The organism is Nocardia sp. NPDC050378, from assembly GCF_040655675.1.
GTDB lineage: Bacteria > Actinomycetota > Actinomycetes > Mycobacteriales > Mycobacteriaceae > Nocardia > Nocardia coubleae.
In genome coordinates this window covers 34795-60180 of the sequence record NZ_JBFAKI010000026.1, presented here as the reverse complement: position 1 = coordinate 60180, position 25386 = coordinate 34795, and the positions used below count along the sequence as shown (strand labels likewise).

The window sequence follows — 25386 nt, the reverse complement described above, 5'->3', positions numbered from 1 at the left end:
ATCGCACTGCACTAAAAGAGCTTCTACCTGCATGAATGGCCCTGTTATCAGTACGCGTTGCGCTGCAATCGGGTGGTGACGCGCGTATCGCTCATTTTTCGACGGCCTCTCCGACGGACGGTCGAGACCGGTGATGCGCGATGCTCGGACTTCAGCCCGAGCCGGCAAGCAAGAGAACTCGTGCCGCCCTGACACCGCTGATGCCCCGTACTCCTACCTCGAGGCGTCGCCGTCCTGTGTCGGCTCCAGACTGCAGTACCACTGCGCGCCGAGTGCACCCGCTGGTGCCCGGAGACCGCCGCCACGACATGCCTCCGGGTACACCAGCAGGCTCACCTCGTCGATCCCGCCCGCACGGCAGACGCTGCTCGAGGATCAGGACCAGGCCAGATCGGCATCGACGGGGTCCTTCGACCCAGCAAGTTCTCCATCACCCTCACCGAACACGGCTCTCTCGCCGGGCAACAATGGATTCCCTACGCCCGCCGAACCGGCTGCACCAAATCCACTACCACCCGCCGAAACACCTTTGGGTACTGTTGACGACAATCCAGTTGACCCGAACCGTCGTCGAGTGACTCGCAGGTTCAAATCCCGTCAGCCCGACTATGAAAACCCCGACTATGGAAACCCTTTGCCCTCGGTCGGAGGGGTTAGTTTTTCGGCCGGTTCGCGGGCGTGATCGCGTGGTCAGGAGATCGCTTGGCTTACCGCGTCGGCCCGTCGAACGTGCGATCGGGCAGATCGTAGGTACCGACTAGCCGACGTAGCGGCGGGCGGGCGAGTCGCGTTGCGAGGCTTCCAGCAGGACGAGGCCCGCTTCGACCTGGGCGGGCAGGACCTTTCGTTCGCGCAATACCCATGGCAGCCCGCGTAGGGCCGCGAATACGGCGGCGGCTGTCGTGCGATCGGCGGGGGCCGATCTGAGGACGACGGCGGTACGGCGGGCCGCGCTGCGGGCCGGTCGGCGTAACCACAGGGTCCACAGGGTGTTGCGGATTCCGAGCCCGCGACGGTGGGTGGCGTCGCGGGTGCGGGAGGGCTCGTGATGGATGATCATGTCCTCCACCCAGCACATCCACCATCCGCGCGCCGCGAGATCCAACGCGAGCAGTTCTTCCTCGCCCGCGAACCACAGGCGCCGGGAAAAGCCACCCACTTCCTCGAACGCGCGCACGCGGAAGGCGGACAGGCCTGCCATCACTCCCAGGAGCGCGGGCCCGGGCAGCCAGTCGGGGCCGGAGATCGGCGAATCGCGGAATTCGGGAGTGATCGGGTCTTCGCGCAGGTCGGGTGCCACGAGACAGCGTCCTGTCACCGATCCCAGGCCGGGATACTCGTCGAGCAGATCCGCCGCGCGAGTCAGCGCACCGGGCTGCCAGCGGGTGTCGTCGTCACAGAAGGCCACGTAGGGCGTTCGCACCCGTTCGACGGCGAGGTTTCGACCGAGAGCGCCCAGGTTTTCGGCGGAGCGGATCAAGTGCACCTGTGGGTAGTTCGCCGCGACCGCGTCGGCTGTGCCGTCGGCGGAACCGTTGTCGACGAGGATGATCGGTGCCGCGTCGGGCAGCGCGGTCATGTGCGCGAGGGTCTGCAGCAACTGGTCACGTCGGTCACGGGTGATGATGACAACCGTCATCCGATGTGTCGACATCGGTCAGCTCCTAGCGTGGGCGAGTTCGAGTGTCCTGGCTCGGATTTCGATCTCCGGGGGCAGCCGACGCCGCTGCGCCAACGCTTTCGGCAGCCGTTGGACGATCTGGGCGACGGTCAACAGCGTCTGCGGCTCGCGCACGATCCGGCGAACCAGGCCGATCGACTCCGCGGCGCACTGCCGTAGTGGTCGCCGCATCCAGGTGATCAAGGCGTTGTTGCGCTGTTCGGCCCGCCGCCGCCACGACTGCGGGGGTCGGTGGGTGGAGGGGTGGTGATGCGCTCGCACCGTCGGCACGTAACACAGATGCCAACCGCGGGCGGCCAGGTCGAGCGAGAGCAATCGTTCCTCGGCACCGAAATGCAGCAGTGGGCTGAATCCCGCGGCCTGCGCGTACGCCTCTTTCCGCACGATCGCCGCACACGCCAGGAAGCCGAGAACCGAGGGGCCGGGAAGGTCCGGATCGTGTCCGAGCGGACTGTCGGCCATCAGTTCGTTGACGGGGTCGTCTCGGTGTTCCGAGCCGACGAGGGTGCGCCCGGCGATCAGGCCCACCTGCGGATAGGAATCCAATATCCGTTCGGCTTCGGCGAGCGCGTCACCTGCCCACCAGGAGTCGTCGTCGCTGAAGGCGACGTACGGTGTTCGGGCGATCGCCACGCCGAGATTGCGGGCGGCCGCTCCACGATTGTCGGCCAACCGGACAACGTGTACGCCCGGAAATGTTTCGGCTGTATCGGCGGTGTTGTCGTCGGAAGCGTTGTCGAGTACGACGATCGCCGGGCGTGGTCGCAGCGTGCACAACTCGGTGAGCGTTCTCGCCAATTCCGGCGCGCGATTTCGAGTGGCGATGACGACCGTGATCTTGCCCGTACTCATGACTCCCGCCCCGGCAGCAGCTCCTCGAGCGACTCCGAAATCGATGCGTCCATCGTGCAGATATTTGCCCATCCGATGACGAATACGCACATGCCTCGACACATACCCGGTGTCCGCCGCGCCAATCAGCGGGGCACCGCGCGGTTTGATTACGCGGCGAACGGCAAGAACTACGGCATGATCAGCCCGCGCAGAATTCTTCTGTGGCATGTGCACGGCTCGTGGACTACCGCGTTCGTCCACGGGCCGCATCGCTATCTGTTACCGGTGACCGACGAGCCCGGACCCTGGGGCCTGGGCCGGTGCGGACGTGACTGGCCGAATGCCGAAGAGGTCACCGTCGGCGCGTTGCGCGACATCGAGGTGGATGTGCTCGTGCTGCAGCGTCCCGAGGAGATCGACCTCGCGCATCGATGGCTCGGGCGGCGACCCGGCGTCGACATCCCCGCCGTCTATGTGGAGCACAACACCCCACGTCCCAGCGCGGCGCTCACCGCGCACCCGATGGCGGATCGAACCGATATACCGGTCGTGCACGTCACCCACTTCAACGAGGTGATGTGGGACAACGGCACAGCGCCCACGCGTGTCATCCCCCACGGCATCGTGGATCCCGGCGAGCTCTACACCGGCGAACTGCCCCACGGTGTGGCGCTGATCAACGAGCCGATGCGGCGCGGGCGGATCACCGGCAGCGATCTGCTGGCACGCTTCGCGCGCGAAGGTCCGGTCGATCTCTACGGGATCGGCGCGCAGGACTTCCGGCCGCAGGGGCCGACCGCGCATCCGATCAACGGGATAGCGGATCTGCGGCAGTCGGCATTGCATCCCGAGATGGCCGAGAGACGCGTCTACCTGCACACCGCGCGGTGGACCTCGCTCGGGCTGTCGCTGCTGGAAGCCATGCACCTCGGGATGCCGGTGGTGGCACTGGCGACCACCGAGGCCGTCAGCGCGGTACCGCCCGAGGCAGGCGCTCTCTCCACGGACGTCACCACCCTCACCGCGAGATTTCGCGAATTGCTCCACGAACCCGATCTGGCGGTGCTCGCGGGGAAATCGGGACGGCAGTTCGCGCTGGAGCACTACGGCCTCGAGAGCTTCCTGCATCGCTGGGATCGCCTACTGGCCGAGATCACCGAATAGCGGCGGCATCCAGGTCAGGAAAGGCGCAAACATGAAGATCGCGATGGTGTCCGAACACGCCAGCCCGCTCGCCACCTTGGGTGGCGTCGATGCCGGTGGGCAGAACGTGCACGTCGCGGAGTTGTCCGCAGCCCTGTGCCGACAGGGTCACGACGTCACGGTGTACACGCGGCGCGAGAGCGCTCGGGTGCCCGACAGTGTTACCACCGCACCGGGTTATCGCGTGGTGCACGTTCCGGCGGGACCCGCGCATCCCGTGCCGAAGGACGAACTTCTGCCCTATATGCCGGAATTCGGGAATTTCCTGCGCGCGCGGTGGCGCGAAGGGTGCCCCGACGTGGTGCACGCCCATTTCTGGATGTCGGGTCTGGCCGCTCTGGCCGCGGTTCGGGACACCGATATCCCGGTGGTACAGACTTTTCACGCACTGGGTGTCGTGAAACGTCGGTATCAGGGCAACGCCGACACCAGCCCGCCCGACCGGCTGCGGCTGGAACAGCAGGTGGCCGAGCGGGCAGACCGAATCATCGCCACCTGCACCGACGAAGTGTTCGAGCTCGCTCGCATGGGTGTTCCGCGCCGCCGGACGTCGGTGGTTCCCTGCGGCGTGGACCTCGACCAGTTCTCCCCCATTGGCCCGAAAGCCGCGAGGACAGCCGAACACCGCCTCATCAGTGTGGGGCGACTCGTGCCGCGAAAGGGTTTCGACGTCGCGGTCACCGCCCTCGCGGAGCTGGCCGGGACCGAACTGGTGCTGGTCGGCGGACCAACCGGCCGACTGGCCGACGACCCGGAAGCGCGGCGACTGCTGAGGTTGGCCGACAACCTCGGCGTCGGCGACCGGCTACACATGCTCGGCCAGGTGCCTCGAACGCAGATGGCTCCCCTGTTGCGTTCGGCCGACGTCGCGGTGTGCACACCGTGGTACGAGCCGTTCGGCATCACCCCCCTCGAGGCCATGGCGTGCGGTGTCCCCGTCGTGGCCGCCGCGGTCGGCGGTCTCATCGACACCGTCGTCGACGGCGGCACCGGCACGTTGGTTCCCCCGCGTGATCCCTCCGGGTCGGCAGCGGCGATCCGCGAACTGATCGACGCGCCCGCACTCCGAGCCCGGTACGGTGCTGCCGGACACGAACGCGTCCATACGCGCTATTCGTGGGACCGGGTCGCGGTGGAGACGCTGCGCGCCTATCGCCGGACCGCGGGCGGACGCGTCGCCGACGAGCGAAAGCAAGCACAGTGAGTACCGCCGCGACGCGCGCGTTGGTCACCGGCGGTTGTGGTTTCGTCGGATCCCATCTGTGCGAGCAACTCCTCACGGCGGGCACCGACGTCGTCGCTGTCGACAACTTCGCCACCTCCACCCCCGAGAATGTGGCAGGGCTACTGAATCGGCCGGGCTTCGAACTGCTGCGGCACGACGTCACCGAGCCGTTGCCCGACATCGGCTCCTTCGACGTCATCTACCATCTCGCGTCGGCCGCCTCGCCGCCGGACTATCTGCGGTTACCGATCGAGACGCTGCGAGCCGGCTCGCTGGGCACGACCAACGCTCTCGACCTGGCCGAGCGGGATCACGCGCGTTTCGTACTCGCGTCCACGAGCGAGGTCTACGGCGATCCCGCGGTGCATCCTCAGCCCGAGAGTTATTGGGGCAACGTCAATTCCATCGGACCGCGCAGCGTGTACGACGAAGCCAAGCGGTACGCCGAAGCGTTGACGATGGCATACCGCCGCGAGCGGGGGGTCGATACCGGCATCGCCCGGATCTTCAACACCTACGGGCCACGCATGCGCGCCGACGACGGCCGCGTGGTGCCGACGTTCATCGCGCGCGCGTTGGCGAACGCACCACTGACCGTGGCGGGCACCGGTGAGCAGACCCGTTCGCTCTGTTACGTCGAGGACACCGTGCTCGGGTTACGCGCATTGGCCGGGTCCGGTCATCCCGGACCGATCAACATCGGTAATCCGCACGAGTTGTCCGTGCGGGCGCTCGCCGAAGAGATCCGCATCGCCACCGACAGCTCCTCGACGCTGGAATACATCGAGGAGGCGGTCGACGATCCGAAGCGGCGCTGCCCGGACATCTCGCTGGCACAACGCGAATTGGGCTGGCAGCCGATGATCACCCGGACCGAGGGGTTGCGCCGCACGATCGAGTGGTTCGCCCGGCAGCCCTCGGCGTTCGTCGAGCAGCCCATGCGCTGACGATGCGGCGTCGCGCGGACGGTTTAGCCCCGACTTACCCGGGTAGCGCGTACGCAGGTAGCGGCGGAGGCGCAACCTCCCGCCCCCTCGATGAGAAAGGCGAGCCGTTGCGCATTCTCGGAATCAACGCAGTGTTCCACGATCCCGCCGCGGCGCTGATCGTGGACGGCGAAATCGTCTCGGCGGCGGAAGAGGAACGGTTCAGCCGCCGCAAGCACGGTAAGAGACCGGTGCCGTTCTCGACGTGGGAGCTGCCCGAGCAGTCGGCCGCGTGGTGCTTGGCGCAGGCAGGCATACGTCCCGATCAGCTCGACGCGGTGGGTTACTCCTACGATCCGGGCCTGGTCGATCATTCGCTCGGCGGTCTCGACCAGCAGAGCGAGCAGACTCGAACGGATTACGCCCGCCGCGCGCCCGCCTTTCTGCGCGCCGCGTTACCCGGTCTGGATCCAGGCGTCGTCCGCTTCGTCCGCCATCACGTCGCGCACGCGGCGTCGACGGCGCTGGCGGCGCCGCTGGGCGATTCGGCGGTGTTGGTCGCCGACGGACGCGGGGAGAGCACGTCCTATCTGGCCGGGGAATACCGGGACGGCAAATTCGTGGAACTGGCGTCCCAGCGGCTGCCGCATTCGCTGGGGTTGATGTACGAGGATCTCACCCAACACCTCGGATTCGAGCGCTCCAGCGACGAGTACAAGGTCATGGCCCTGGCCTCCTATGGCAAGCCGCGATTTCTCGACCGGTTCCGGGAACTGCTCTACACCACCGGTGACGGTGGATTTCGTACCGAACCGGTGCCGTGGGAGAGCTTCGCACCGGCCGGGCACGGCGGCGAATTCGGCAGCGAGCACGCCGACCTGACCGCGACCGTCCAGCGCCGGCTGGAGGACGTGCTGCTCGAGCTGATTACATGGCTGCATCAGCAGACGGGTCAACGCAACCTCACGCTGGCAGGCGGTATCGCCTTGAACTGTGTGGCCAATACACGCCTGCACGACGAAGGCCCGTTCGACAACGTCTGGGTCCAGCCGGCCGCGGGCGACGCAGGCACCGCGCTGGGCGCGGCATTGCAATTGGCCGCGGAGTTCGGTGAACCCGTCGCCCCGATGCGCGGCGCCGACCTGGGCCGTGAATGGAGCGACTCCGAACTCGAATCCATTCTCCGTGCGGCGAAGATCCGATACACCCGCTCGGACGATGTGGCGGCCGATGTGGCGCAAGCCCTGGCCGACGACGGCATCGTCGCCTGGTTCCAGGGCCGCGCCGAATTCGGCCCTCGTGCGCTCGGGCAGCGCTCGCTGCTGGCCCACCCCGGTCGGGCAGCGAACCTCGAGCGACTCAACGACGTGAAGGGCCGCGAGCAGTTCCGGCCGGTGGCCCCGATGGTGCTCGCGAACCGGGCGCCCGAGATCTTCTCACGCGGGCCGCTGCCCAGTCCCTACATGTTGTTCGTCCACGATGTCGCCGCCGACTGGCGCGACCGGATTCCGGCGGTCACCCACGTCGACGGCACCGCGCGGGTGCAGACAGTCGACCCCGCCGACAATGCGCTACTGGCCCGGATGCTCTCGGAATTCGACAAGCGCACCGGTGTGCCCGTTGTGGTCAACACGAGCCTCAACACCGCGGGCAGACCGATGGTCGATTCCCCCCGCGACGCACTCGAATGCTTCGGTTCCGCGCCGATCGATCTGCTCGCCATCGGCCCGTTCCTGGTGCGGCGCCGATGAATTCGCCCCTCGACTACAGCATCGTCATACCGACCACAGGCCGCGAGAGCCTGCGGGTATTGCTGGGCGCGCTCGCCGCCGCCACCGGTCCGCCGCCCAGGGAGATCATCGTCGTCGACGACCGCCCCCACGGCGGGGAACTTCCACTGGTGGATACCTCGCCGCCGGTGCGGGTGCTCCACTCCGGTGGTCGCGGACCGGCCGCCGCGCGAAATGTCGGCTGGCGGCACGCATCGGGGACCTGGGTGGCCTTCCTCGACGACGATGTCGTCACCACACCCGATTGGCCCCACCGTTTGGCCGAGGATCTCGCGGGTCTCGATGAGACGACGGCCGCTTCCACCGCGCACATCGAGGTGCCGCTGCCGGCCGATCGCAAACCGACCGATGAGGAACGGGGAACGGCGGGCTTGACCGTCGCGCGCTGGATCACCGCCGACATGGCCTACCGCAGAGCGGCGCTGCTCGCGGTCGACGGTTTCGACGAACGCTTTCCCCGTGCCTTTCGCGAAGACGCCGATCTGGCGATGCGGGTATGCCTGGCCGGTTACCGGATCGCCCACGGAGAGCGGGTCACCAGCCATCCGACGCGCAAGTCGGGGCCGATGGCCAGTGTTCGAGCCCAACGGGGAAACTACGACAACGCGCTGATGCGGCGAAAGTTCGGCCCTCGGTGGCGGCAGCGGATCGGCGAACGACCCGGCATGCTCGGCCGCCACGCGTTCACCACCGCACTGGGCGCGGCCGCCGTGAGTTCCGGCGTGGCGGGCCGTCAGCGCTCGGCGCTCGGTTTCGCGGCGGCATGGGCGGCGCTCACGACCGAATTCGCCGCGCGCCGAATCGCGCAGGGCCCTCGAACCGCAGGTGAGATCGGGCGAATGGCGGTGACCAGTGCGCTGATTCCGCCTGCCGCGTGCTGGTATCGGTTCCGCGGCGAAATACGGCATCGCCACGCGACGCCCACCTCACCGCCGACCTCGCAGTTCGACCGGGACGACGCCGTCATCGGGGATGTTCCCGACCTCGCCGATCCGTCGATGGTCTCGGTGGCAGAAGAACTCACCGCCGGAAGTGAGTCCGCGAACAGGAGGTAGGCCATGAACGAGGATCATTTCGCCGTCTTGTCCAGTGCGTTGGAGCGGAACCGTTCCTTGGCACCCGGACTTCGCCGATGGGGTCGTGAACTGGCCGAGGTATTCGACAACGGTGGCAGATTGCTTGCCTGTGGCAACGGCGGCAGCGCCGCCGAAGCCCAGCATCTGACCGCGGAACTGGTCGGGCGTTTCCGCAACGAACGACGGCCGCTCTCGGCGATCGCGCTGCACGCCGACACCTCCGCGGGCACCGCGATCGTGAACGATTACGGCGAGGCCGAACTGTTCGCGCGTCAGGTCCGGGCACACGGCCGGACCGGAGACGTGCTCGTGCTGCTGTCCACCAGCGGGACCAGCCAGAACGTGGTCGCGGCGGCCAAGGCCGCGCAGGAGATAGGCGTCACCACCTGGGCGATGACCGGACCCGCGCCCAATCCCCTCGCCGCGCTCTGCGACGACGCGCTGCCGGTCGACGCGCCGTGTACGGCCACCGTGCAGGAGGTGCATCTGGTCATGGTGCACGCGCTGTGCGAATCGCTCGACGAGGCGCTGGGAATTCCGACATGAAGCTCGTGGTCGTGGTCGGCGCGCGCACGGCGGCGAGCTCGCAGTGGTACCCACGGCGCACGACGGATGCGAGGTTGTGGCCTTGACCAGCACGATTCTCGTGCTCCGCGCGCTCGGCCTCGGCGACCTGCTGACGATCGTGCCCGCCCTGCGTGGGCTGCGGACCGCGTATCCCGATGATCGCGTGGTGCTCGCCGCGCCGGAGCCACTGCGCCCCTTGGTCGACCTGATCGACGCGGTCGACGAGTTGCTGCCGACTCCGCGCTTGGGCGCCCTGCGGTGGAGCGGCGCAGCACCCAGGATGGCGGTTAACCTGCACGGCAGTGGGCCGCAGAGCATTCGGGACCTGGTGGCGGTGCGCCCCGCCACGATGCTGACTCATCGGCACCCGGATTTTCCCGAGCTCCCCGGCCCCCGGTGGTCCGCGGAACTGCACGAGGTGCAGCGGTGGTGCCGACTGCTGGCGTACGCGCGCATCGACACCGATCCGCGCGCGCTGGCGCTGCCCCCGCCGGATATCGCCGCCGCGGAGTCGAACGTGATCGTGGTCCATCCCGGCGCGGCGTCGTACGCGCGACGGTGGCCGGCCGAACATTTCGCGACGGTGGCCCGGGAGCTCAGCGCCGATGGCCATCGCGTGGTGGTCACCGGTTCGGCGGATGAGATCCCGTTGGCGACCGCGGTCGCACGCGATGCGGGACTACCGCCCTCCGCGGTGTATGCCGGCCGTACCGACTTGGCCGAACTCGCCGCGATCGTCGCCGACGCGGCTCTGGTGGTCTGCGGCGACACCGGTGTCGGCCATCTCGCCACCGCCTTCTGCACACCGTCGGTCCTGCTGTTCGGACCGACCCCACCGCGTGCGTGGGGGCCACCCACCGACGCGCGCAGCCACATCACGCTCTGGGCTGGCGTAGTCGGCGATCCACATGCCGACCGGCCGGATCCCGGACTGCTCTCCATCACACCGCAACAAGTGCTTTCGACCGCGGCGACACTGATCGGACAGGAGGCGCGCCATGGGTAACCGCGTGGGTGTGGTCGGTGCGGGCTATGTCGGCCTCACCAGTGCCGCTTGCCTGGCACATCTCGGCCATCATGTGACCTGTCTGGACAACGACGAATCCAAGGTCGAAGCGCTCCGCGCGGGCACCGTCACGATCGTCGAACCGGGCCTACCGGAACTGGTCCGCGAAGGACTCGCCGAGGACCGCTTGACCTTCACTTCCGACCCGCAGTCACTGGCCGAGTCCGAAGTAGTCCTGCTGTGCCTTCCCACGCCCATGGGCCCAGACGGCACAGCGGATCTCGGCATCCTCGAGGACGCGCTGGTGAACCTGAGTCCGATTCTGCCTCCGGGTTGCGTGCTCGTCACCAAGTCCACCGTCCCTGTCGGCACCGCGACGCGCATCCCGGCGCTGACCGGTCACCGGCATCCGGTCGTCAGCAATCCGGAATTCCTGCGCGAGGGTTACGCGGTGCACGACTTCCTGCACCCCGACCGCGTCGTCGTCGGTGCGGATGAGCCGGATCACGAGGCGGCCGAGCACGTCGCCGGCCTCTACGAGGGAACGGATGCGCCGGTCCTGCGATCCGACACGGCCAGCGCCGAACTCGCCAAGTACGCCAGCAACGCGTTTCTCGCGGTCAAACTCTCCTTCGTCAACACGATGGCCGAACTGTGCGAACACGTCGACGCCGACATTTCGAAGGTCACCGACGCGATGGGCATGGACGCGCGGATCGGGCCGGCGTTCCTCGCACCCGGACCCGGTTGGGGCGGTTCGTGCCTGCCCAAGGACACCCGCGCCCTGTTGGCGGCAGCACAGGCCTTCGGTGTGGACTTCGCCATCGTCCGCGACGCTGTGCGCGCCAACGACCACCAGCGCGCGATGGTCTTGCGCAAGGTCCGGCGCGCGGTCACCGGCACGGTCGACGGCTCCCTCGCGGGCATGCGGATCGGGGTATTCGGACTCGCGTTCAAAGCCGGGACGGGCGACCTACGCGACTCCCCCGCCGTCGCCATCGCTCGTCAGCTCTCCCACCACGACGCCCTCGTGACGGCATACGACCCGTGCGTGCCGCAATCCGGCGCACACGACCTCGCGGCGGGCCCCGATGGAATCCAGGTCGTCGACGACCCCTACCTCGCCGCGAAGGATGCCAACGCGATCCTCATCCTCACCGAGTGGCCCGAGTTCCGGACCCTCGACTGGAACAAGATCGCCGACGCCGTCGACCACCCCGTCATCGTGGACACCCGCAACCTGCTCGATGAACAACTACTGAGCGGCACAGGGTTCACGGTGTCGGGCATCGGGTCATCCGTCCCCGCCGGACTCGGGGATCGGTCGAAGTAACCGGGGTCGGTTCGGCGCCCTTGCGGCTTTCGTCCTTCGGCGCCCTGCCTTCCGTCGTCGACCAGGCAGCGACCTGAGACCACAGCAACAGCAAGCGAGGACATGGCAACGGGTATCGAGGAATGCGTAGTGCGGTCCGTGGACGTGTGCTGCTGCCCGGTGACGCGGGATTCGACCTGGCCGGGCAGCCGTGGAATCTGGCGGTGGCGCAGCCGGTTTCGGGCGTCGTCGCTGTCGCCGACGCCCACGACGCCGCCGACGTGGTGAAGTTCGCGCGCAGCACGAACCGGCAAGTGGTCACGCAAACAACCGGGCACCGAGCCGTACGCGCTCTACGTGCTGGGCCTCGGCCTTCCACACCTGCTCGACGCCATCCAGACCAGGTTCACCGGAATCCTCGACGCCCTCGGCCCCACATCACCGGCTCCAAGCCTTACACCTTCCTCGCCCCCGGCGAGACGGCTTCAGCCGCCTTCGACCCGGAAACCCTTGCGCGCCTGCGGCAGATCAAAACAACCCGCGATCCGCACAACATCATCCGAGCCAACTTCCCACTACACCACTGAAATCCGAGGCTCTGAGAATCCACAGGCGTCATCGGTCGGTGTCGGCGCCGGGGTCGCTGTCCTCGCGGAGTCGCGCCCAGTGGCGGAGTCGTTCGGTGATCGCTGCCTCGTATCCGCCGGTGGTCGGCTCGTAGAAGGTCTGCCGTGGCATGCCGTCGGGGAAGTAGTTCGCCCCGGAGAAGCCGGTCTCGGTGTCGGGGTCGTACTGGTAGTTCGCCCCGTAACCAAGGTCTTTCATGAGCCGGGTCGGGGCGTTGAGAATGTGCGCCGGTGGCATCAGCGAGCCGGTGCTCTTCGCCGCGGCGCGGGCTTTGCCGAAGCCGCGGTACACCCCGATCGACTTCGGCGCGGTCGCCAGATAGAGCACCGCCTGCGCGATCGCGAGTTCGCCTTCGGGTGAGCCGAGCCGTTCGTACACATCCCATGCGGCGAGGGCCTGCTGCACCGCGGCGGGATCGGCAAGACCGATGTCTTCGGTGGCGAATCGGGTGATGCGGCGGGCGATGAACAACGGGTCCTCGCCACCGTCGAGTATCCGCGCCAACCAGTACAGAGCCGCATCGGGGTCGGAGCCGCGCATCGATTTGTGGAGCGCGGAGATGAGGTTGTAGTGGCCTTCCTGCGACTTGTCGTACAGCGGTGCCCGTTTCTGCACCGCGGCGGCGAGAGCGAGCGGGTCGACGGGTGCGGGCAACGCCTGCACCTGCTCGATCATGTTCAGCAAGTACCGGCCGTCCCCGTCCGCCATCGCGACGAGCGCCTGCCGGGCGTCGTCGTCGAGTGGCAGCGGGCCCAGAAGGGTTTCGGCCCGACCGATGAGCGCGCGCAGGGCGGTGGCGTCGAGGCGTCTCAGGACGAATACCTGACAGCGCGACAGCAATGCGCCGTTGAGTTCGAAGCTGGGGTTCTCCGTGGTCGCGCCGACGAGGACGATCGTGCCGTCCTCGACATAGGGCAGAAACGAGTCCTGCTGTGCACGGTTGAAGCGGTGGATCTCGTCGACGAACAGCAGCGTGCCCTGTCCGACCTCTTTCCGTCGCTGCGCCGCGTGGAACACCTTCCGCAGATCCGCGACACCGGAGAACGTCGCCGACAACGGCTCGAAGGTGAGGTCGGTCCGCTCGGCGAGGAGCCGGGCGATGGTGGTCTTCCCGCAGCCGGGCGGGCCCCACAGGATCATCGACGCCAACCGGTGCGCGGCGACCATCCGGCCGATCGGGGCGTCCTCGGCCAGCAGATGGTCCTGACCGACGACATCGGTCAGGGTCCGAGGTCGCAGCCGGTCCGCCAAGGGGCGAGAAGCGTCGTCGGCCTCGAACAGCGACGGCGGCGCTTCGCTCACGATTTCTTCCCTGCGCCGGCGGCCGGGTCGTAGAAGTCACCTTCCACGCATCGAGGTGCGGGGTGAACGGGCGCCCCGTGGCTGACGTGGGCGAGCGCACCCGCGGTCTCGCGGGCGACCTGCTGAAGCTGCTCCCCCGAAAGGGTCATCGCGCTGCCTTTCCGAAGCTACCGGTCGTCATCGACATCTCGCGTTGTCGCACAATAGCCGTGTCACGCCGAAACCGCGTCCCGTCCCGGGGGTGCCTTGTGAAGAACGGGATTTCGTGAGCTCCGCTGTGTTGCTGGTACTGATCGTGTTGATTCCGGCGGTGATGCTCGCTGTGCCGTGGTGGGCGCTGATCGCTGCCCCTACCGAGCGCAGTGGTGCGCTGTACCGGGTCGGTACCGCGGCTTTCGTCGCCGGGTACATCTGTCTGCCGGTCGCGCTGATCCTCGGGCACGGGCCGCCGCGGATCGACTCGGCAGCGATCGTCGGGGACGTCCTGCTGGGTGTGGTGTGGGTGCTGTTCAGCTGGTCGGTGATCGGGCTGGTGGTCCGTGGTGGACTGAGGATGATCGGTGCACGGGGAGTTGAGACGAGTCGAGTTGTCGCGCTCGCCGTGGTGGTGGTGTCGGTCGTGCTGACCGGATACGGCGTCTACGAGGCGCGACGGGTGCCGCAGGTGCGCACCGTCGACGTCGCGATACCGGGGCTGGCGCCGGGCCTCGACGGACTGCGGGTGGTGGTGCTCACCGACACCCACTTCGCGGCGCTGGATCGGGAGGGCTGGTCGCGACGGGTGGTCGAGGAGGTCAACGCGCAGCGGCCCGACATCGTGGGACTGGCGGGTGACCTCGTCGACGGCTCGGTGGACGAACGGCGCCATCAGGTCGCTCCGCTCGCCGGGGTGCAGGCGCCGCTGGGGCGGTTCTACATCACCGGCAATCACGAGTACCTCGACGATGCCCAGTCGTGGCTGGACTACATGGCCTCGATCGGGTGGCAGCCGCTGCACAACGCGCACCGGACCGTCGAACGCGACGGGGACAGATTGACCGTTGCCGGGATCGACGACCCTACGGGCGAGGATGTGCCGGGCCACGGCCCTGATCTCGCGGGCGCGCTCACGGGCACCGACCCGCGGTTGCCGGTGATTCTGTTCGCGCATCAGCCCAGTCAGGTCGCCGACAGTTCGGCGGCGGGGGTGGAACTGCAGATCTCCGGACACACCCACGGCGGTCAGATCTGGCCCTTCCATTACCTGGTCCGACTCGACCAGCCGGTCGTCTCCGGATTGAGCAGCCACGCGAACGGCACCCAGCTCTACACCAGCCGTGGTACCGGGTACTGGGGACCGCCGATGCGAGTGTTCGCGCCCAGCGAGATCACCGTGCTGGTCCTGCGTCCGCAGAGGTGACGGTGCGACAGCTCCTGAGCCCGCGCTGATCTCTCGGCATCCGATGTTCACCGAGGGCGACCGTACCGGCTTCGTCGGACACTGCGGCCGGCAGAACAGGCTTGTTCCGCCCTTTCAGTAGCGGCGCAGTGGAGTCGCGCCGGGAACACCGTCGTCGGGGTGGACAGGTTCGCCGAGCGCGGCAGCGATCGTCTCCCGACGGCCGTCATAGCGATGCGCGACACCGAGACGTGCCAGCAGGGTATGCACCCGGTCCGCGTCCCACTGCACCTTCTGGTCGTCCAACCGGTGCAGGTAGTACCGGAACACGTCGAAGTCTTCGACGATGATGTCGGTCTTCTCCGGATGGGCGTCGACCTCCAGCGACGGAACGTCCTGCCCGGGGAGCAGCATCACCACGACCAGGCCCCAGACGAAGCAGGGCCGCCGGGTCGCGCTGGTTGCCCAGTTCTTCACCGCCAAGGAGTTCGTGCGGACCTGGCCGACGGGGTCGTGGTTGTAGTCGTTGCCGTAGATGTCGGCGACCTCACCGTCGTCCATCACCCACGGCCCGTTCGGCGGAATGATCAACGTCCCGTGCTGCACGCTGCGGAATCCCTTGATCTCGACCGCGATACACCGCTGACGGGTGAAGATCAGCGCGTCGAGCTGACGGCTGTGACCGCGGTAGGGAACGTTGACGTCGAGCAACACCACACCGGGCTGGGCCGGACTCCACTCGACCCAGTCGGCGAAACGCTCCTCGGCGGAAGACAACTCCGAATCCGGGTTGACCAACAGCAGCACAACGACCTCCCCGATCCACCGACCTCGTGGGTTCATCAGGCCGGTCTCGCGCACCGATCTCTACCTCCGTGCCAGTGTCGCACGCCGCACCGATACCCCGAAGTCGTTCGCACACAAAGGTTTACAGCTGCGGACACCGTCCTGGCATCAACGCGATGAACGGCGGCACCGAGGCGATGACCTGGCGCGCCGAAATCTGTTCGCACCAGTTATCCGAAAGACCAAACCGCGGACGGGGGCAGCCCGAACCTCCGCTAGGGCCGTTTCGCGTAGCCGAGCCGTCCCCGGCACACCAAGTGATGTCCTCATCCGGAGGACGCGACCGGCACGAGAGGTTCTCGACAGTGCGACAACATCGTCCCATCCGTACAGCAACCCTGAGATCGACCCTGGTCGGCCTCCTGATCGTCGGCGCACTCGGCGGCTCGGTCGCCTCCGCGACCGCGGCACCAGAGTCGGCGAGGGTGTTGTCCGCCGACGAGGTCGGCGACCGGCAACTGAACGTGACGGTGTACTCCCCCGCCATGAACAGGCCGATTCCGCTGCAGGTCATCCGCGCTGCCGACACCTCGAATCCGCGGCCGACGATGTACCTCCTGAACGGCTCACAAGGCGGCCCCGGTGCGAGCGGCTGGGACGCGCAAACCGATGCCGTCAGTTTTCTGCGCGACAAGGATGTCAACGTCGTCACCCCGGTCGGCGGCGCCAGCTCCTACTACACCGACTGGGTGCGCGACGATGCGGCGCTGGGGCGCAACAAGTGGCAGACCTTCCTCAACGAGGAGCTGCCTCCGGTGATCGAGGAGTTCCTGCGCGCCGACGGCAACCGAACCTTGGTCGGGGTTTCGATGAGCGGAACCTCGGTGCTGAATCTGGCGATCGCCAAACCGGGGTTCTGGCGCAGTGTGGCCTCCTACAGCGGCTGCGCTCAGACCTCGGACCCCATCGGGCAGGAATTCGTGCGGATCACGGTGGAGAACTGGGGCGGCGGGCAGAGTGTCGAGAACATGTGGGGCCCACGCAACGGGCCGTTGTGGCGGGCCAACGATCCGCTGGTCAACGCGGAAGGGCTGCGCGGCACCGCGATCTACCTGAGCACCGGTACCGGAATCCCCGCCGCACCCCACGACACGCCGACCGATCCGCGCGTGCGGGACGGCCGAATTCCGCTGCCGATCCAGATCGCCTTCGGTGGGCCGATCGAGGCCGCGGTGCACTTCTGCACGATGAATCTCGCACGTCGATTGCGCGAGCTGGACATCCCGGTGACTCTGGACGAGCGGCCGGTAGGTACGCATTCGTGGGGCTACTGGGAAGACGATCTGCGCGATTCCTGGCCGTTCCTGGCGCAATCGATCGGGAGCCGCACACTCTGAGCCCGAACCCACCGTATCGCGGGAATCCGGAGTGGCGCGCGCTGAACCTCCGTTCCCCGATGCGGCTCTGGCCGGTGGCAGACCGGGCATGCATCGCCGTACACATGCGGAGTCGGTTCCGTAATCGGGAGGATCAGTGAACAACGAACTGGGCCAAGTAGTCGTCGCGACCACCGTGGTGAACGGCGAACGGGAGGTGCGCGTGGAGGTTGGCGATCCGCGACAGGACAACTCGGCGCACGACTGGCTGTGCACCTATCGGATCGACGGCAGCCGTGAACACACGGTCCGTGGACCGGACAGGTTGGCCGCCGTCTACGTGGCGCTGCTGGAGGCCGAAAACACCGCGGCCCGAACCGTGCCGGCGGTACGTCGGCCACGGCACGCCGCACGCGCGGTGGTGGCCGACGCCCGCGAGTTCGGTGCCCCGCTGGGAGCCCGCGCGGTCCACACTTCCGCGGGCCCGGTGGTGATCACCATCGGGCGGCCGCGCCAGGATCCGAACCGTCCACACACCTACCTGTGTCCCTTCCGAATCGATGACCGCACCGAAGCCTTCGGGCAAGGATTCAACGAGATTCAGGCGGTGTTGTCAGCGGTCCGCGGCGTCGGCGCGATCGTGGGGATACCGGGCGACTGGCTGGCGCCACGGAGATGAAGCGCGGAGACGGCGACGACTACGAGCAGCGCGACGAGCGTGGAACGTGCTCTTGTGGCATCGGCGATCAGTGCGGACATTCTCGCCCCCGAACCTGCGGCGGAACACCAGAGCCAGTGAGTGCCCCGGTCGCTCTATACCGGGCTTCGACCACCCCTACTTCGCCGGTGCGTTGAACGGCTGGTTGATGGTGGTGAAGTACTGGATCGCCGCGCCGATGGCCACGGGCGCGGTGATGAAGATCTGTCCGGCCAGGGTGCCGAGCGCGCCGACGGCGAGGATGCCGCCGATACCACCGACCAGGGTGCCGATGGCGGCGCCGGTGGAGATGGTGGTGGTCAGCCTGGTCCAGGCCGCCACCTCACGCTCGTATTCGCTCTTCCACGGTGCCTTGTCCTCGAAAGGCAGGGCGACCGGCTTGTAGACGGCGCGCGAGGCATCCAGCTGCGGGCTCAGTGTCGCCGTGTTGCCTGCGATCTCGGCCACGATGGGCAACTCGAACTCGTCCAGCCGGAAGGTCAGCGGGGTGGCGGCGACGGTGGTGCCGTCGAGCACCGGGCCTCGTAGGCCGTCTCGGCTCCTGCGGGCGCGAGCGGCCGTGGCACGAAGCGTTCGGTGCGCACGGTGACACCGCCCCGCGCCCGCTGCCTCGACCACCGCCGGCAGCGGTTCCGGACCACAGCAGTCGACCGCGGCGAGCTCCAGGGCGAATACCGCGTCGGCTTCCTCGGTGCGAGCGATCACCCGCACGCTCGCTTCGGTCATGCCCATCCCTCGGCGGAATCGTTGTCGAGATCACCGTGGTGCAGCGGCGCCCGGTTCGCCGCCGGGGCATGGCGAGACGATTGGACCGATCGACGTTCACTATCGCCCCGGCCTCCGACCTGCCCGCCGCCCGAGACTGGCGGCATGACTCCCGTGCCGGAACTGGTCGACAGGACCACGCAGTTCGTTCGAGATCACGTCGATCCGGTGGAACGCGAGGTCGTCGTCTGTGGCCGGGTCACCGACGACGCCCTTCGCCTCGATTTCCAGCAGAAGGCCGAGGAAGCCGGTGTCTTCGACCCACTGGCGGTCGACGCCTGGGTGCCCGACGACGGCAGCGTCGAGACCGTCGACGGCGTGCGCTTCATCGTCGGCCGGCCGGCCGCCACCGACCCCAGCACCCCGGTCGTGCTGATCCCGGCGCCGATGCCGGGCGGGGTGAAGTCCGATGTCGACTTCCTGGTGTCGCGCATGCCCGCCGCACAGGTCACCCAGTGGCACAGCGACGCGGATTCCGCGGTCGAGCACCGCGATCACTTCGCCTGGTCGAAGGATTCGCCCGCGATCGCGACCCAGGTGTCGCGCTGGATCACCACCGGCTCCGCGCCGGCCTGAGGAGAGACGTGGCACGACTGCAGATCCAGGCGGTGTCGAAGAAGTTCGCCACCGATTACGCGGTGCGCGAGGTGAGCCTCGACATCGCCGACGGCGAATTCATGGTGCTGCTCGGCCCCAGCGGCTGCGGCAAATCGACCCTGTTGCGGATGATCGCCGGACTGGAGGAACCGAGCGAGGGCCGGATCCTGGTGGGCGGCACCGATGTCACCGACGCCGCGCCGCAGCGGCGCGACCTGGCGATGGTGTTCCAGAGCTACGCGCTCTACCCGCATCTGTCGGTGGCCAAGAACATCGGCTTCCCGCTGCGGGCCCGGCGCAGGCCGCGCGCGGAGATCGCCCAACGGGTGGCGGAGGTGTCGACCACCTTGGAGTTGTCGGCGCTGCTGGACCGTCGCCCGGTGGCGCTCTCGGGCGGGCAGCGGCAGCGAGTCGCGTTGGCGCGGGCCATGGTTCGCGATCCCGGCGCGTTCCTGATGGACGAGCCGCTGTCCAATCTCGACGCCAAGCTGCGCAGCGCGACGCGCGCCGAACTGATCGCCCTGCACCAGCGATTGGGGGCGACGTTCCTCTACGTGACCCACGACCAGGTCGAGGCGATGACGATGGCCTCGCGCATCGCGCTGCTCAACGAGGGACGGGTCGAACAGTGCGGCACCCCCGCCGAGCTCTACGACCAGCCCCGCTCGACCTTCGTCGCCGGGTTCCTCGGCGCACCACCGATGAATCTGTTCCCCGCCGTCGTCACCGCGGACGGGGGCACGCTACGAGTGACCGCCGACGGGGTCGACGCCGCCCTCGCCATCACCGGCGATCTCGACGCCGCCACCCCGGTGATCGCGGGCATCCGCCCCGAGCGCCTGCGCATCGACCCCGCGGCCGACGACGTCCGCGGCACGGTGCGCATGGTCGAGAACCTCGGCAGCGAGGAGCTGGTGCATCTCGACGCGGGCGCGACCAGCCTGTGCGTGCGTGCCGCGCGACCGGCCGGGGTCGCCGCGGGCGAGAACATCACCGTGCGCGTGGATCCCGCCGACATCCACCTGTTCGACCCGGACACCGGTTTGCGGCTGACCTGGCGTGTGCCGCAACGGGATTCGCCGAAGGCCGGGGACGCGGCGGCCGTGCCCGCCCCCTGATTTCCCGCACCACTCGATGAGGAGAACCACCATGAAACGCAGCCTGCCCATCCTGGGCGTGGTGTTCACCACTGCCGTCGCCCTGAGCGGCTGCGGTCTGGGCGGCACCGTGTCCTCGGACTCCACTTCGACCGCGCAGATCCCGGAGCTGAAGCCCGACCAGCAGGTCTCGATCACCTTCGAGTCCTACAACTACGGTCTCGCCGGTGCCTGGACCGATACGTTCAACGCGCTGATCGCCGACTTCGGCAAGAAGTACCCCAACATCACGGTGACGGCGCAGAAGCCGCAGGGCAACAGCCCGAACCCGGCCACCGACACCATCTCCAGCATCCAGAACCAGATGGTCGCGGGCACCCCGCCCGATGTGGCGCAGCTCGGCTTCTCCGATCTGGACTTCACCATCAACCAGTTGCAGGCCAAGCCGCTCGACACCCTTGTCGGCAAGCAGGAGGTGGCCGCCAACTTCGACGGCCGCCACGCCTACGCCCCGCGCGCCCGCGTTCTCGACGACTGGAACGGCCACACCTACGGCGTGCCGTTCGTGTTCTCCACCCCCGTGCTGTATTTCAACGCCTCGCTGTTCACCGAGGCCGGGCTCGATCCGGCCGAGCCGCCGGCCACCTGGGCCGAGGTCGCCGCCACCGCCGCGCAGATCGCCGACCGCACCGGCAAGGGTGGGGTGTACATCGACTGCCTGACCAAGACCGCCAAGGACTGGTGCTTCCAGTCGATGGTGCGTTCCAACGGCGGCCGGGTCATCTCCGAGGACCGGCGCACCCTCACCTACGCCGACGCGCCCGTCGTCGAGGTGACGCGGATGGCGCAGAACCTGGTGAATTCGGGCAGCATGCCCAAGCTCAACCAGAAGCAGGGTTACGAGGCGTTCGCGCGCGGCGAGATCGGCATGATCCTCGAGACCAGCGCCATCCAGGGCACCTTCGTCACCGGCGCCAAGGACAAGTGGGATCTGCGTCCGGCGGCGATGCCCGCGTTCGGTGACAAGCCGACCGTGCCGACCAATTCCGGTGCGGGCCTGCACATCCTGTCCAACGATCCGGCCAGACAGCGCGCCTCGTGGGAGCTGATCAAGTTCCTCACCAGCGAGGAGTCCTACATCAAGATCGCGCAGAACATCGGCTACCTGCCGCTGCGCACCGGCCTGCTCGACCAGCCCGACGGCCTGCGGGACTGGGCCGCGAAGAACCCGCTGCTGAAGCCCAACGTCGCCCAGCTCGCCACCATGGAGCCGTGGGTCTCCTTGCCCGGCAACAACTATCTGCAGATGCGTGACGGCATGATGGACGCGGTCGAGGCGATCGTCTTCCAGGGCAAGGATCCGCAAGCGACCCTGACCGCGGCGCAGGCCGAGGGCACCGAGCTCATCCCGGCGGCATGATGAGTGATCTGACCATCGTCCAGCTCACCGACACCCATCTGCGTCCGGCCGGTGAGCTCGTCCACGGTGTCGTCGACACCGACGCCAACCTCGCGCGGGTGCTCACCCAGCTGCGCGCGGCCGGGCAGCACGTGGATGCCCTGGTGCTCTCGGGCGACCTGTCCGACAACGGGTCACCCGAGGCGTACCGGCGGCTGCGGGCGGCCGTGGAGCCGGTCGCGGCCGAGCTCGGCGCCGAGATCGTCTACGTGATGGGCAATCACGACGAGCGGGCGGCCTTCGGTGAGGAACTCCTCGATCGGGCGCCCGGTTCGGTGGATCCGGCCCTGCCGCACGACTCCTGCGTCGAGATCGCGGGACTGCGTGTGATCGCGCTCGACAGCACGACACCGCTGCGGCACGAGGGCAGGCTCGAACTGGAGCAGCTGGCCTGGCTCAGCGACCAGCTGCGCACGCCCGCACCACGGGGCACGCTGCTGGTGCTGCACCACCCGCCGATTCCCTCCCCGGTGGCCACCACCGACTTCCTCAAACTCGAGGCCGCCGACCGGCTGGCCGAGGTCATCGAGGGCTCGGACGTGCGGATGATCCTGTGCGGGCACAACCATCTGACCGCCGCGGCGGCGGTGGCGGGGGTGCCGGTGTGGATCGGTCCGGCGCTGTCGTACCGGATCGATCCGATGGCGCCGGTGGGCAGGCACCGAGGGCTGGCCGGATTCGGCTACAGCCGCATCGATCTCGTCGGTGACACGATGCTCGCGACGGCCATCGAGGCGACCCCGGCGGTCTCGGTCTACGACCGGCCCGAGGCCGAAGTGCTCGACCAATTGGCGGCGATCGCCGCGCGGACGCGGTGACATGTTCGTCATCGACGATCGGCAGGACCCGGCGCAGGCGGTGCACGTCGCCGCCGCGCCGGGTCCGCGCCGGTTCACCCGCCGCGCGCTGACCCGCCTCGTCACGCCCTACCTGTATCTGGCGCCCGCGCTGGTGCTGTTGGTCGTGTGGACCTATCAGCCGCTGGCCCAGGCGGTCGAGCTGTCCACGTATTCGTGGAACTTGCTGCCGACGGCCCCGACGAAACCGGTCGGCACCGCCAATTACGAACGGCTGCTGAACCTTCCGGCGTTCTGGGGATCCCTCGGCCGCACCGCGACCCTGATCCTGGGGTTGCTGCCGTTCACGGTGCTGTTGCCGGTGCTCATCGCGCTGGCGAGCCGGCGCGTGCACGGCCGGGCCCGGATCGTCTATCAGGCGCTGGTGTTCGCGCCGTTCCTCGTCGCGCCGGTCGCCGCGGCGGCGGTGTGGCGGTGGCTGCTGCATCCGGGCACCGGATTCGTCGACCAACTGCTGGGCACCGGCCACAACTGGGTCTACGACGCCTCCACCGCGCAGGCGGTGATCATCGTGATCACGGGGTGGCAGCTGCTCGGTTTCGCGACGCTGGTGGTGTGGGCCGGACTGGCCGGGATCAGCGGCGACTACAGCGAAGCCGCGCGGGTCGACGGGGCGACACCGGGGCAGATCCGGCGCTGGATCACGCTGCCCCTGCTCTCCCCCACCCTGTTGTTCCTGGTGCTCACCACGGTGCTGCTCAGTCCCACCCTGTCCTTCCCGCTGATCGACTCGATGACCCAGGGCGGTCCGTCGCAGGCCACGACCAACATCTACTACCTGCTCTGGGACTACGCGTTCCACAGCTTCGACGCCGGGCTCAGCGCCGCGGCGGGTGTGCTGTTGTTCGTCGGCTTCGGTGCGCTGGCCGCGGTGCTGGTCTGGATATCGGAAAAGGTTGCCGTCCATGATGATTGACCGTCTGCGCGCGGCGGGCAGCCACCTGCTGCTCGCCGGCACGGCGCTGCTGTGCGTATTCCCCATCTACTGGCTGTTCGCCACGGCACTGCGCCGGCCAGAGGACGTCACCTCGCTCGCGCCGTTGCCGTGGCCGCTGTCGATCGACAACTACCTCGACGCGGCGCAGAAGGTCGATGTCGCGGGCCTGATCGCCAACACGTTCTTCGTGGCGATCCTGTCCGCGGCCGGGCAGCTGCTCATCGCGCTGCTCGCCTCGTACGCGTTCGCCATGTACACCTTTCCGCTGCAGCGGCTGATGTACCTGGCGTTCGTCGGCGTCTGGCTGGTGCCGTTCCAGGTGACCATGCTGCCCAACTACATCCTGCTCAACGAGCTGGGCCTGATCAACACGCTCATCGGCTGCGTGCTGCCGACTCTGTGCTCCGCGCTGGGCGTGCTGCTGTTGCGCCAGCACATGTCGGCATTCCCGAAGGAGCTCATCGCGGCCGCGAAAATGGACGGCCGCTCCTCCTGGGCCATCCTGTGGACCGTGGTGGTCCCCAACCTGCGCCCGGCGCTGGCCGCCCTCGGCATCCTGCTGTTCATCAACGCCTGGAACGAATACTTCTGGCCCGCCGTCGTTCTGCGCGAGTCCAACGACGTCCTCCAGCTGGGCCTGCGCAGCTTCATGGGCACCGAAGGCGATCAGTGGGGGCCCATGATGGCCCTGGCCGGCCTCGCCTGCCTCCCGGTCCTGCTGCTCTACCTGGTGTTACAGCGCCACATCGTGAACGCCTTCGTCCGCTCGGGTCTCAAGTGAACACCCGGACGTTTCTCGCGTCTACGACGTCACGGCGGCCGGGGTGTTCAGGTTGCCGATGAGGGCGGTGTCCTGGGTGGCGGCGCGGAACGTCATCGCCTTTCGACGTGCTCACGCCGACAATGCGCGGACATCATCGAGTCGCGCCGATTCGACGCATTCCAGGAACAACGCGACCGCGGGATTCGGTTCGTCGGCCCGCCAGACGGCGTGCAAATCCAGTGTGGGCACCGGATCGAACAATTTCACCGCCACCGAACTACTGCCCGGCACACCCATTCCCATCGAAATCGCGCGCGGCAGCGAGGCGAATCCGACGAGTGGTCGCACCGAGACCATGTGCGCGGTGGCGCCGGGGTCGTCGGCCGAATGCGTGACATTGAGCGAGATCCTGGTTTCGGCCGCCGACCGCAGGATGGTGTCGTACATCGCCGGACACTGCTCGCGGGCGAACAGCACGCAGTCCTGGCTCTGTAGTTCCGCGAACGAGATACCGGGCCGGTCAGCCCACCGATGTCGGCGGCCGACGACCGCGACGAGCGGGATCCGGTGCAGCAGGCGGCGATACCGGAAGTCGGCGGTACTGGGATGACCGTAGACCAGGGCCACGTCCAGGGAACCGTCGGCGAGGCCGGCCAGCTGTGGACCGGTCCGCTTCTCCCACAGCGACACCGCGATGTCGGGATGCCGTTCGGTCATCCTGGTGAGCGCCTCCGGCAGCACATGTCTGCTGGCAGGCAGGTTGTAACCGATGGTGAGACTGCCCGCCCTGCCCTCGGCGGTGGCCTTGGCCGCCTGGGCGGCACGGTCGAGCTGGGCGACGATCCGGCGGGCCTGGTTCTCGAACTCGCGCCCCGCGGGAGTCAGCCGGACCTCGTGGGAGTTCCGGGCGACGAGCTGGACGCCGAGAGATTTCTCCAGCTTCTGCAGCTGGGCACTGAGACTTGGTTGGGTCAGATGGAGGCGCTGCGCTGCGCGACCGAAATGCAACTCTTCGGCGATGGTGATAAACGAAACGAGATGTCGGAATTCCATGACGCCGGCTCCTTCCGAGTACCACCACGCTATCGAGGCCGGATAACCGGT

At 67.9% G+C, this 25386-nt stretch carries 24 protein-coding genes; 18 read left to right on the top strand and 6 right to left on the bottom strand.

The window, feature by feature from the left end; translation table 11 throughout:
• Positions 1–757 precede the first annotated feature (757 nt).
• Positions 758–1654: a glycosyltransferase gene (locus AB0I35_RS31260; protein WP_357399914.1), complete on the bottom strand. Its 897-nt coding sequence runs from the start codon at positions 1652–1654 to the stop codon at positions 758–760.
• A 3-nt stretch (positions 1655–1657) separates the two neighbouring features.
• Positions 1658–2533, bottom strand: a complete 876-nt coding sequence (locus AB0I35_RS31255) for a glycosyltransferase (protein WP_357399913.1) — start codon at positions 2531–2533, stop codon at positions 1658–1660.
• Between the two features lie 177 nt (positions 2534–2710).
• Between AB0I35_RS31255 and AB0I35_RS31250 the strand changes: the two genes are divergently transcribed.
• From AB0I35_RS31250 to AB0I35_RS31210, 9 genes are all read left to right on the top strand, one after another.
• Positions 2711–3679, top strand: coding sequence for a glycosyltransferase (locus tag AB0I35_RS31250; protein WP_357399917.1), 969 nt, complete (start codon positions 2711–2713; stop codon positions 3677–3679).
• Between the two features lie 31 nt (positions 3680–3710).
• On the top strand, positions 3711–4922 hold the full coding sequence (locus tag AB0I35_RS31245) for a glycosyltransferase (protein ID WP_357399912.1): 1212 nt from the start codon (positions 3711–3713) through the stop codon (positions 4920–4922).
• The gene (locus AB0I35_RS31240) at positions 4919–5890 is read left to right on the top strand and encodes a UDP-glucuronic acid decarboxylase family protein (protein ID WP_357399911.1); all 972 of its coding nucleotides are present in this window, start codon (positions 4919–4921) and stop codon (positions 5888–5890) included. The genes AB0I35_RS31245 and AB0I35_RS31240 overlap by 4 nt, the downstream gene beginning before the upstream one ends.
• A gap of 107 nt (positions 5891–5997) precedes the next feature.
• A complete protein-coding gene (locus AB0I35_RS31235; RefSeq protein ID WP_357399910.1) occupies positions 5998–7620 on the top strand; it encodes a carbamoyltransferase C-terminal domain-containing protein in 1623 nt (540 codons plus the stop codon).
• Positions 7617–8714: a glycosyltransferase gene (locus tag AB0I35_RS31230; protein WP_357399909.1), complete on the top strand. Its 1098-nt coding sequence runs from the start codon at positions 7617–7619 to the stop codon at positions 8712–8714. The genes AB0I35_RS31235 and AB0I35_RS31230 overlap by 4 nt, the downstream gene beginning before the upstream one ends.
• A gap of 3 nt (positions 8715–8717) precedes the next feature.
• Entirely contained in the window at positions 8718–9281 is a 564-nt protein-coding gene (locus tag AB0I35_RS31225) for an SIS domain-containing protein (RefSeq protein WP_357399908.1), read from the top strand.
• Positions 9282–9363: 82 nt separating this feature from the next.
• A complete protein-coding gene (locus AB0I35_RS31220) occupies positions 9364–10308 on the top strand; it encodes a glycosyltransferase family 9 protein (protein ID WP_357399907.1) in 945 nt (314 codons plus the stop codon).
• The gene (locus AB0I35_RS31215) at positions 10301–11641 is read left to right on the top strand and encodes a UDP-glucose/GDP-mannose dehydrogenase family protein (RefSeq protein WP_357399906.1); all 1341 of its coding nucleotides are present in this window, start codon (positions 10301–10303) and stop codon (positions 11639–11641) included. Before AB0I35_RS31220 ends, AB0I35_RS31215 begins: the two co-directional genes overlap by 8 nt.
• A gap of 122 nt (positions 11642–11763) precedes the next feature.
• On the top strand, positions 11764–12207 hold the full coding sequence (locus AB0I35_RS31210) for a hypothetical protein (RefSeq protein ID WP_357399905.1): 444 nt from the start codon (positions 11764–11766) through the stop codon (positions 12205–12207).
• Positions 12208–12235: 28 nt separating this feature from the next.
• Here AB0I35_RS31210 and AB0I35_RS31205 read toward each other — a convergent pair whose 3' ends face one another.
• Complete coding sequence (locus tag AB0I35_RS31205) at positions 12236–13549, bottom strand: replication-associated recombination protein A (RefSeq protein ID WP_357399904.1); 1314 nt, start codon at positions 13547–13549, stop codon at positions 12236–12238.
• Between the two features lie 265 nt (positions 13550–13814).
• Here AB0I35_RS31205 and AB0I35_RS31200 point away from each other — a divergent pair, with 265 nt between their 5' ends.
• On the top strand, positions 13815–14948 hold the full coding sequence (locus tag AB0I35_RS31200) for a metallophosphoesterase (protein WP_357399903.1): 1134 nt from the start codon (positions 13815–13817) through the stop codon (positions 14946–14948).
• 114 nt (positions 14949–15062) lie between these two features.
• Here AB0I35_RS31200 and AB0I35_RS31195 read toward each other — a convergent pair whose 3' ends face one another.
• Entirely contained in the window at positions 15063–15788 is a 726-nt protein-coding gene (locus tag AB0I35_RS31195; RefSeq protein WP_357399902.1) for a nuclease-related domain-containing protein, read from the bottom strand.
• A 290-nt stretch (positions 15789–16078) separates the two neighbouring features.
• Between AB0I35_RS31195 and AB0I35_RS31190 the strand changes: the two genes are divergently transcribed.
• Both AB0I35_RS31190 and AB0I35_RS31185 read left to right on the top strand, forming a co-directional pair.
• On the top strand, positions 16079–17110 hold the full coding sequence (locus tag AB0I35_RS31190) for an alpha/beta hydrolase family protein (protein ID WP_357399901.1): 1032 nt from the start codon (positions 16079–16081) through the stop codon (positions 17108–17110).
• A 136-nt stretch (positions 17111–17246) separates the two neighbouring features.
• Positions 17247–17768: a hypothetical protein gene (locus tag AB0I35_RS31185; protein ID WP_357399900.1), complete on the top strand. Its 522-nt coding sequence runs from the start codon at positions 17247–17249 to the stop codon at positions 17766–17768.
• Between the two features lie 156 nt (positions 17769–17924).
• Here the strand turns inward: AB0I35_RS31185 and AB0I35_RS31180 are convergent, their stop codons facing one another.
• Positions 17925–18533 (bottom strand): hypothetical protein, encoded by a 609-nt coding sequence (locus AB0I35_RS31180; protein ID WP_357399899.1) that lies wholly within the window; start codon positions 18531–18533, stop codon positions 17925–17927.
• Between the two features lie 144 nt (positions 18534–18677).
• On the opposite strand from AB0I35_RS31180, the gene AB0I35_RS31175 reads away from it, so the two are divergent.
• From AB0I35_RS31175 to AB0I35_RS31150, 6 genes are read left to right on the top strand one after another with little or no spacing between them, the layout of a single operon-like run.
• On the top strand, positions 18678–19148 hold the full coding sequence (locus AB0I35_RS31175; RefSeq protein ID WP_357399898.1) for a hypothetical protein: 471 nt from the start codon (positions 18678–18680) through the stop codon (positions 19146–19148).
• An 8-nt stretch (positions 19149–19156) separates the two neighbouring features.
• Positions 19157–20287, top strand: a complete 1131-nt coding sequence (locus AB0I35_RS31170; protein ID WP_357399897.1) for an ABC transporter ATP-binding protein — start codon at positions 19157–19159, stop codon at positions 20285–20287.
• A 31-nt stretch (positions 20288–20318) separates the two neighbouring features.
• Positions 20319–21686: an ABC transporter substrate-binding protein gene (locus AB0I35_RS31165; protein WP_357399896.1), complete on the top strand. Its 1368-nt coding sequence runs from the start codon at positions 20319–20321 to the stop codon at positions 21684–21686.
• Positions 21686–22543, top strand: coding sequence for a metallophosphoesterase (locus AB0I35_RS31160; RefSeq protein WP_357399916.1), 858 nt, complete (start codon positions 21686–21688; stop codon positions 22541–22543). Before AB0I35_RS31165 ends, AB0I35_RS31160 begins: the two co-directional genes overlap by 1 nt.
• A gap of 1 nt (position 22544) precedes the next feature.
• On the top strand, positions 22545–23498 hold the full coding sequence (locus tag AB0I35_RS31155) for a sugar ABC transporter permease (RefSeq protein WP_357399895.1): 954 nt from the start codon (positions 22545–22547) through the stop codon (positions 23496–23498).
• On the top strand, positions 23488–24300 hold the full coding sequence (locus AB0I35_RS31150) for a carbohydrate ABC transporter permease (RefSeq protein WP_357399894.1): 813 nt from the start codon (positions 23488–23490) through the stop codon (positions 24298–24300). Before AB0I35_RS31155 ends, AB0I35_RS31150 begins: the two co-directional genes overlap by 11 nt.
• 111 nt (positions 24301–24411) lie before the next feature.
• Here AB0I35_RS31150 and AB0I35_RS31145 read toward each other — a convergent pair whose 3' ends face one another.
• Positions 24412–25335: a LysR substrate-binding domain-containing protein gene (locus AB0I35_RS31145; RefSeq protein ID WP_357399893.1), complete on the bottom strand. Its 924-nt coding sequence runs from the start codon at positions 25333–25335 to the stop codon at positions 24412–24414.
• Positions 25336–25386 lie beyond the last annotated feature (51 nt).

Bases quoted from the DNA above. Each gene is read 5' to 3' on its own strand.
- AB0I35_RS31260 (WP_357399914.1), bottom strand. From the start codon at position 1,654: ATGTCGACACATCGGATGACGGTTGTCATCATCACCCGTGACCGACGT.
- AB0I35_RS31255 (WP_357399913.1), bottom strand. From the start codon at position 2,533: ATGAGTACGGGCAAGATCACGGTCGTCATCGCCACTCGAAATCGCGCG.
- AB0I35_RS31250 (WP_357399917.1), top strand. From the start codon at position 2,711: ATGATCAGCCCGCGCAGAATTCTTCTGTGGCATGTGCACGGCTCGTGG.
- AB0I35_RS31245 (WP_357399912.1), top strand. From the start codon at position 3,711: ATGAAGATCGCGATGGTGTCCGAACACGCCAGCCCGCTCGCCACCTTG.
- AB0I35_RS31230 (WP_357399909.1), top strand. From the start codon at position 7,617: ATGAATTCGCCCCTCGACTACAGCATCGTCATACCGACCACAGGCCGC.
- AB0I35_RS31225 (WP_357399908.1), top strand. From the start codon at position 8,718: ATGAACGAGGATCATTTCGCCGTCTTGTCCAGTGCGTTGGAGCGGAAC.
- AB0I35_RS31215 (WP_357399906.1), top strand. From the start codon at position 10,301: ATGGGTAACCGCGTGGGTGTGGTCGGTGCGGGCTATGTCGGCCTCACC.
- AB0I35_RS31210 (WP_357399905.1), top strand. From the start codon at position 11,764: ATGCGTAGTGCGGTCCGTGGACGTGTGCTGCTGCCCGGTGACGCGGGA.
- AB0I35_RS31180 (WP_357399899.1), bottom strand. From the start codon at position 18,533: ATGACCGAAGCGAGCGTGCGGGTGATCGCTCGCACCGAGGAAGCCGAC.
- AB0I35_RS31175 (WP_357399898.1), top strand. From the start codon at position 18,678: ATGACTCCCGTGCCGGAACTGGTCGACAGGACCACGCAGTTCGTTCGA.
- AB0I35_RS31165 (WP_357399896.1), top strand. From the start codon at position 20,319: ATGAAACGCAGCCTGCCCATCCTGGGCGTGGTGTTCACCACTGCCGTC.
- AB0I35_RS31160 (WP_357399916.1), top strand. From the start codon at position 21,686: ATGAGTGATCTGACCATCGTCCAGCTCACCGACACCCATCTGCGTCCG.
- AB0I35_RS31155 (WP_357399895.1), top strand. From the start codon at position 22,545: ATGTTCGTCATCGACGATCGGCAGGACCCGGCGCAGGCGGTGCACGTC.
- AB0I35_RS31150 (WP_357399894.1), top strand. From the start codon at position 23,488: ATGATGATTGACCGTCTGCGCGCGGCGGGCAGCCACCTGCTGCTCGCC.
- AB0I35_RS31145 (WP_357399893.1), bottom strand. From the start codon at position 25,335: ATGGAATTCCGACATCTCGTTTCGTTTATCACCATCGCCGAAGAGTTG.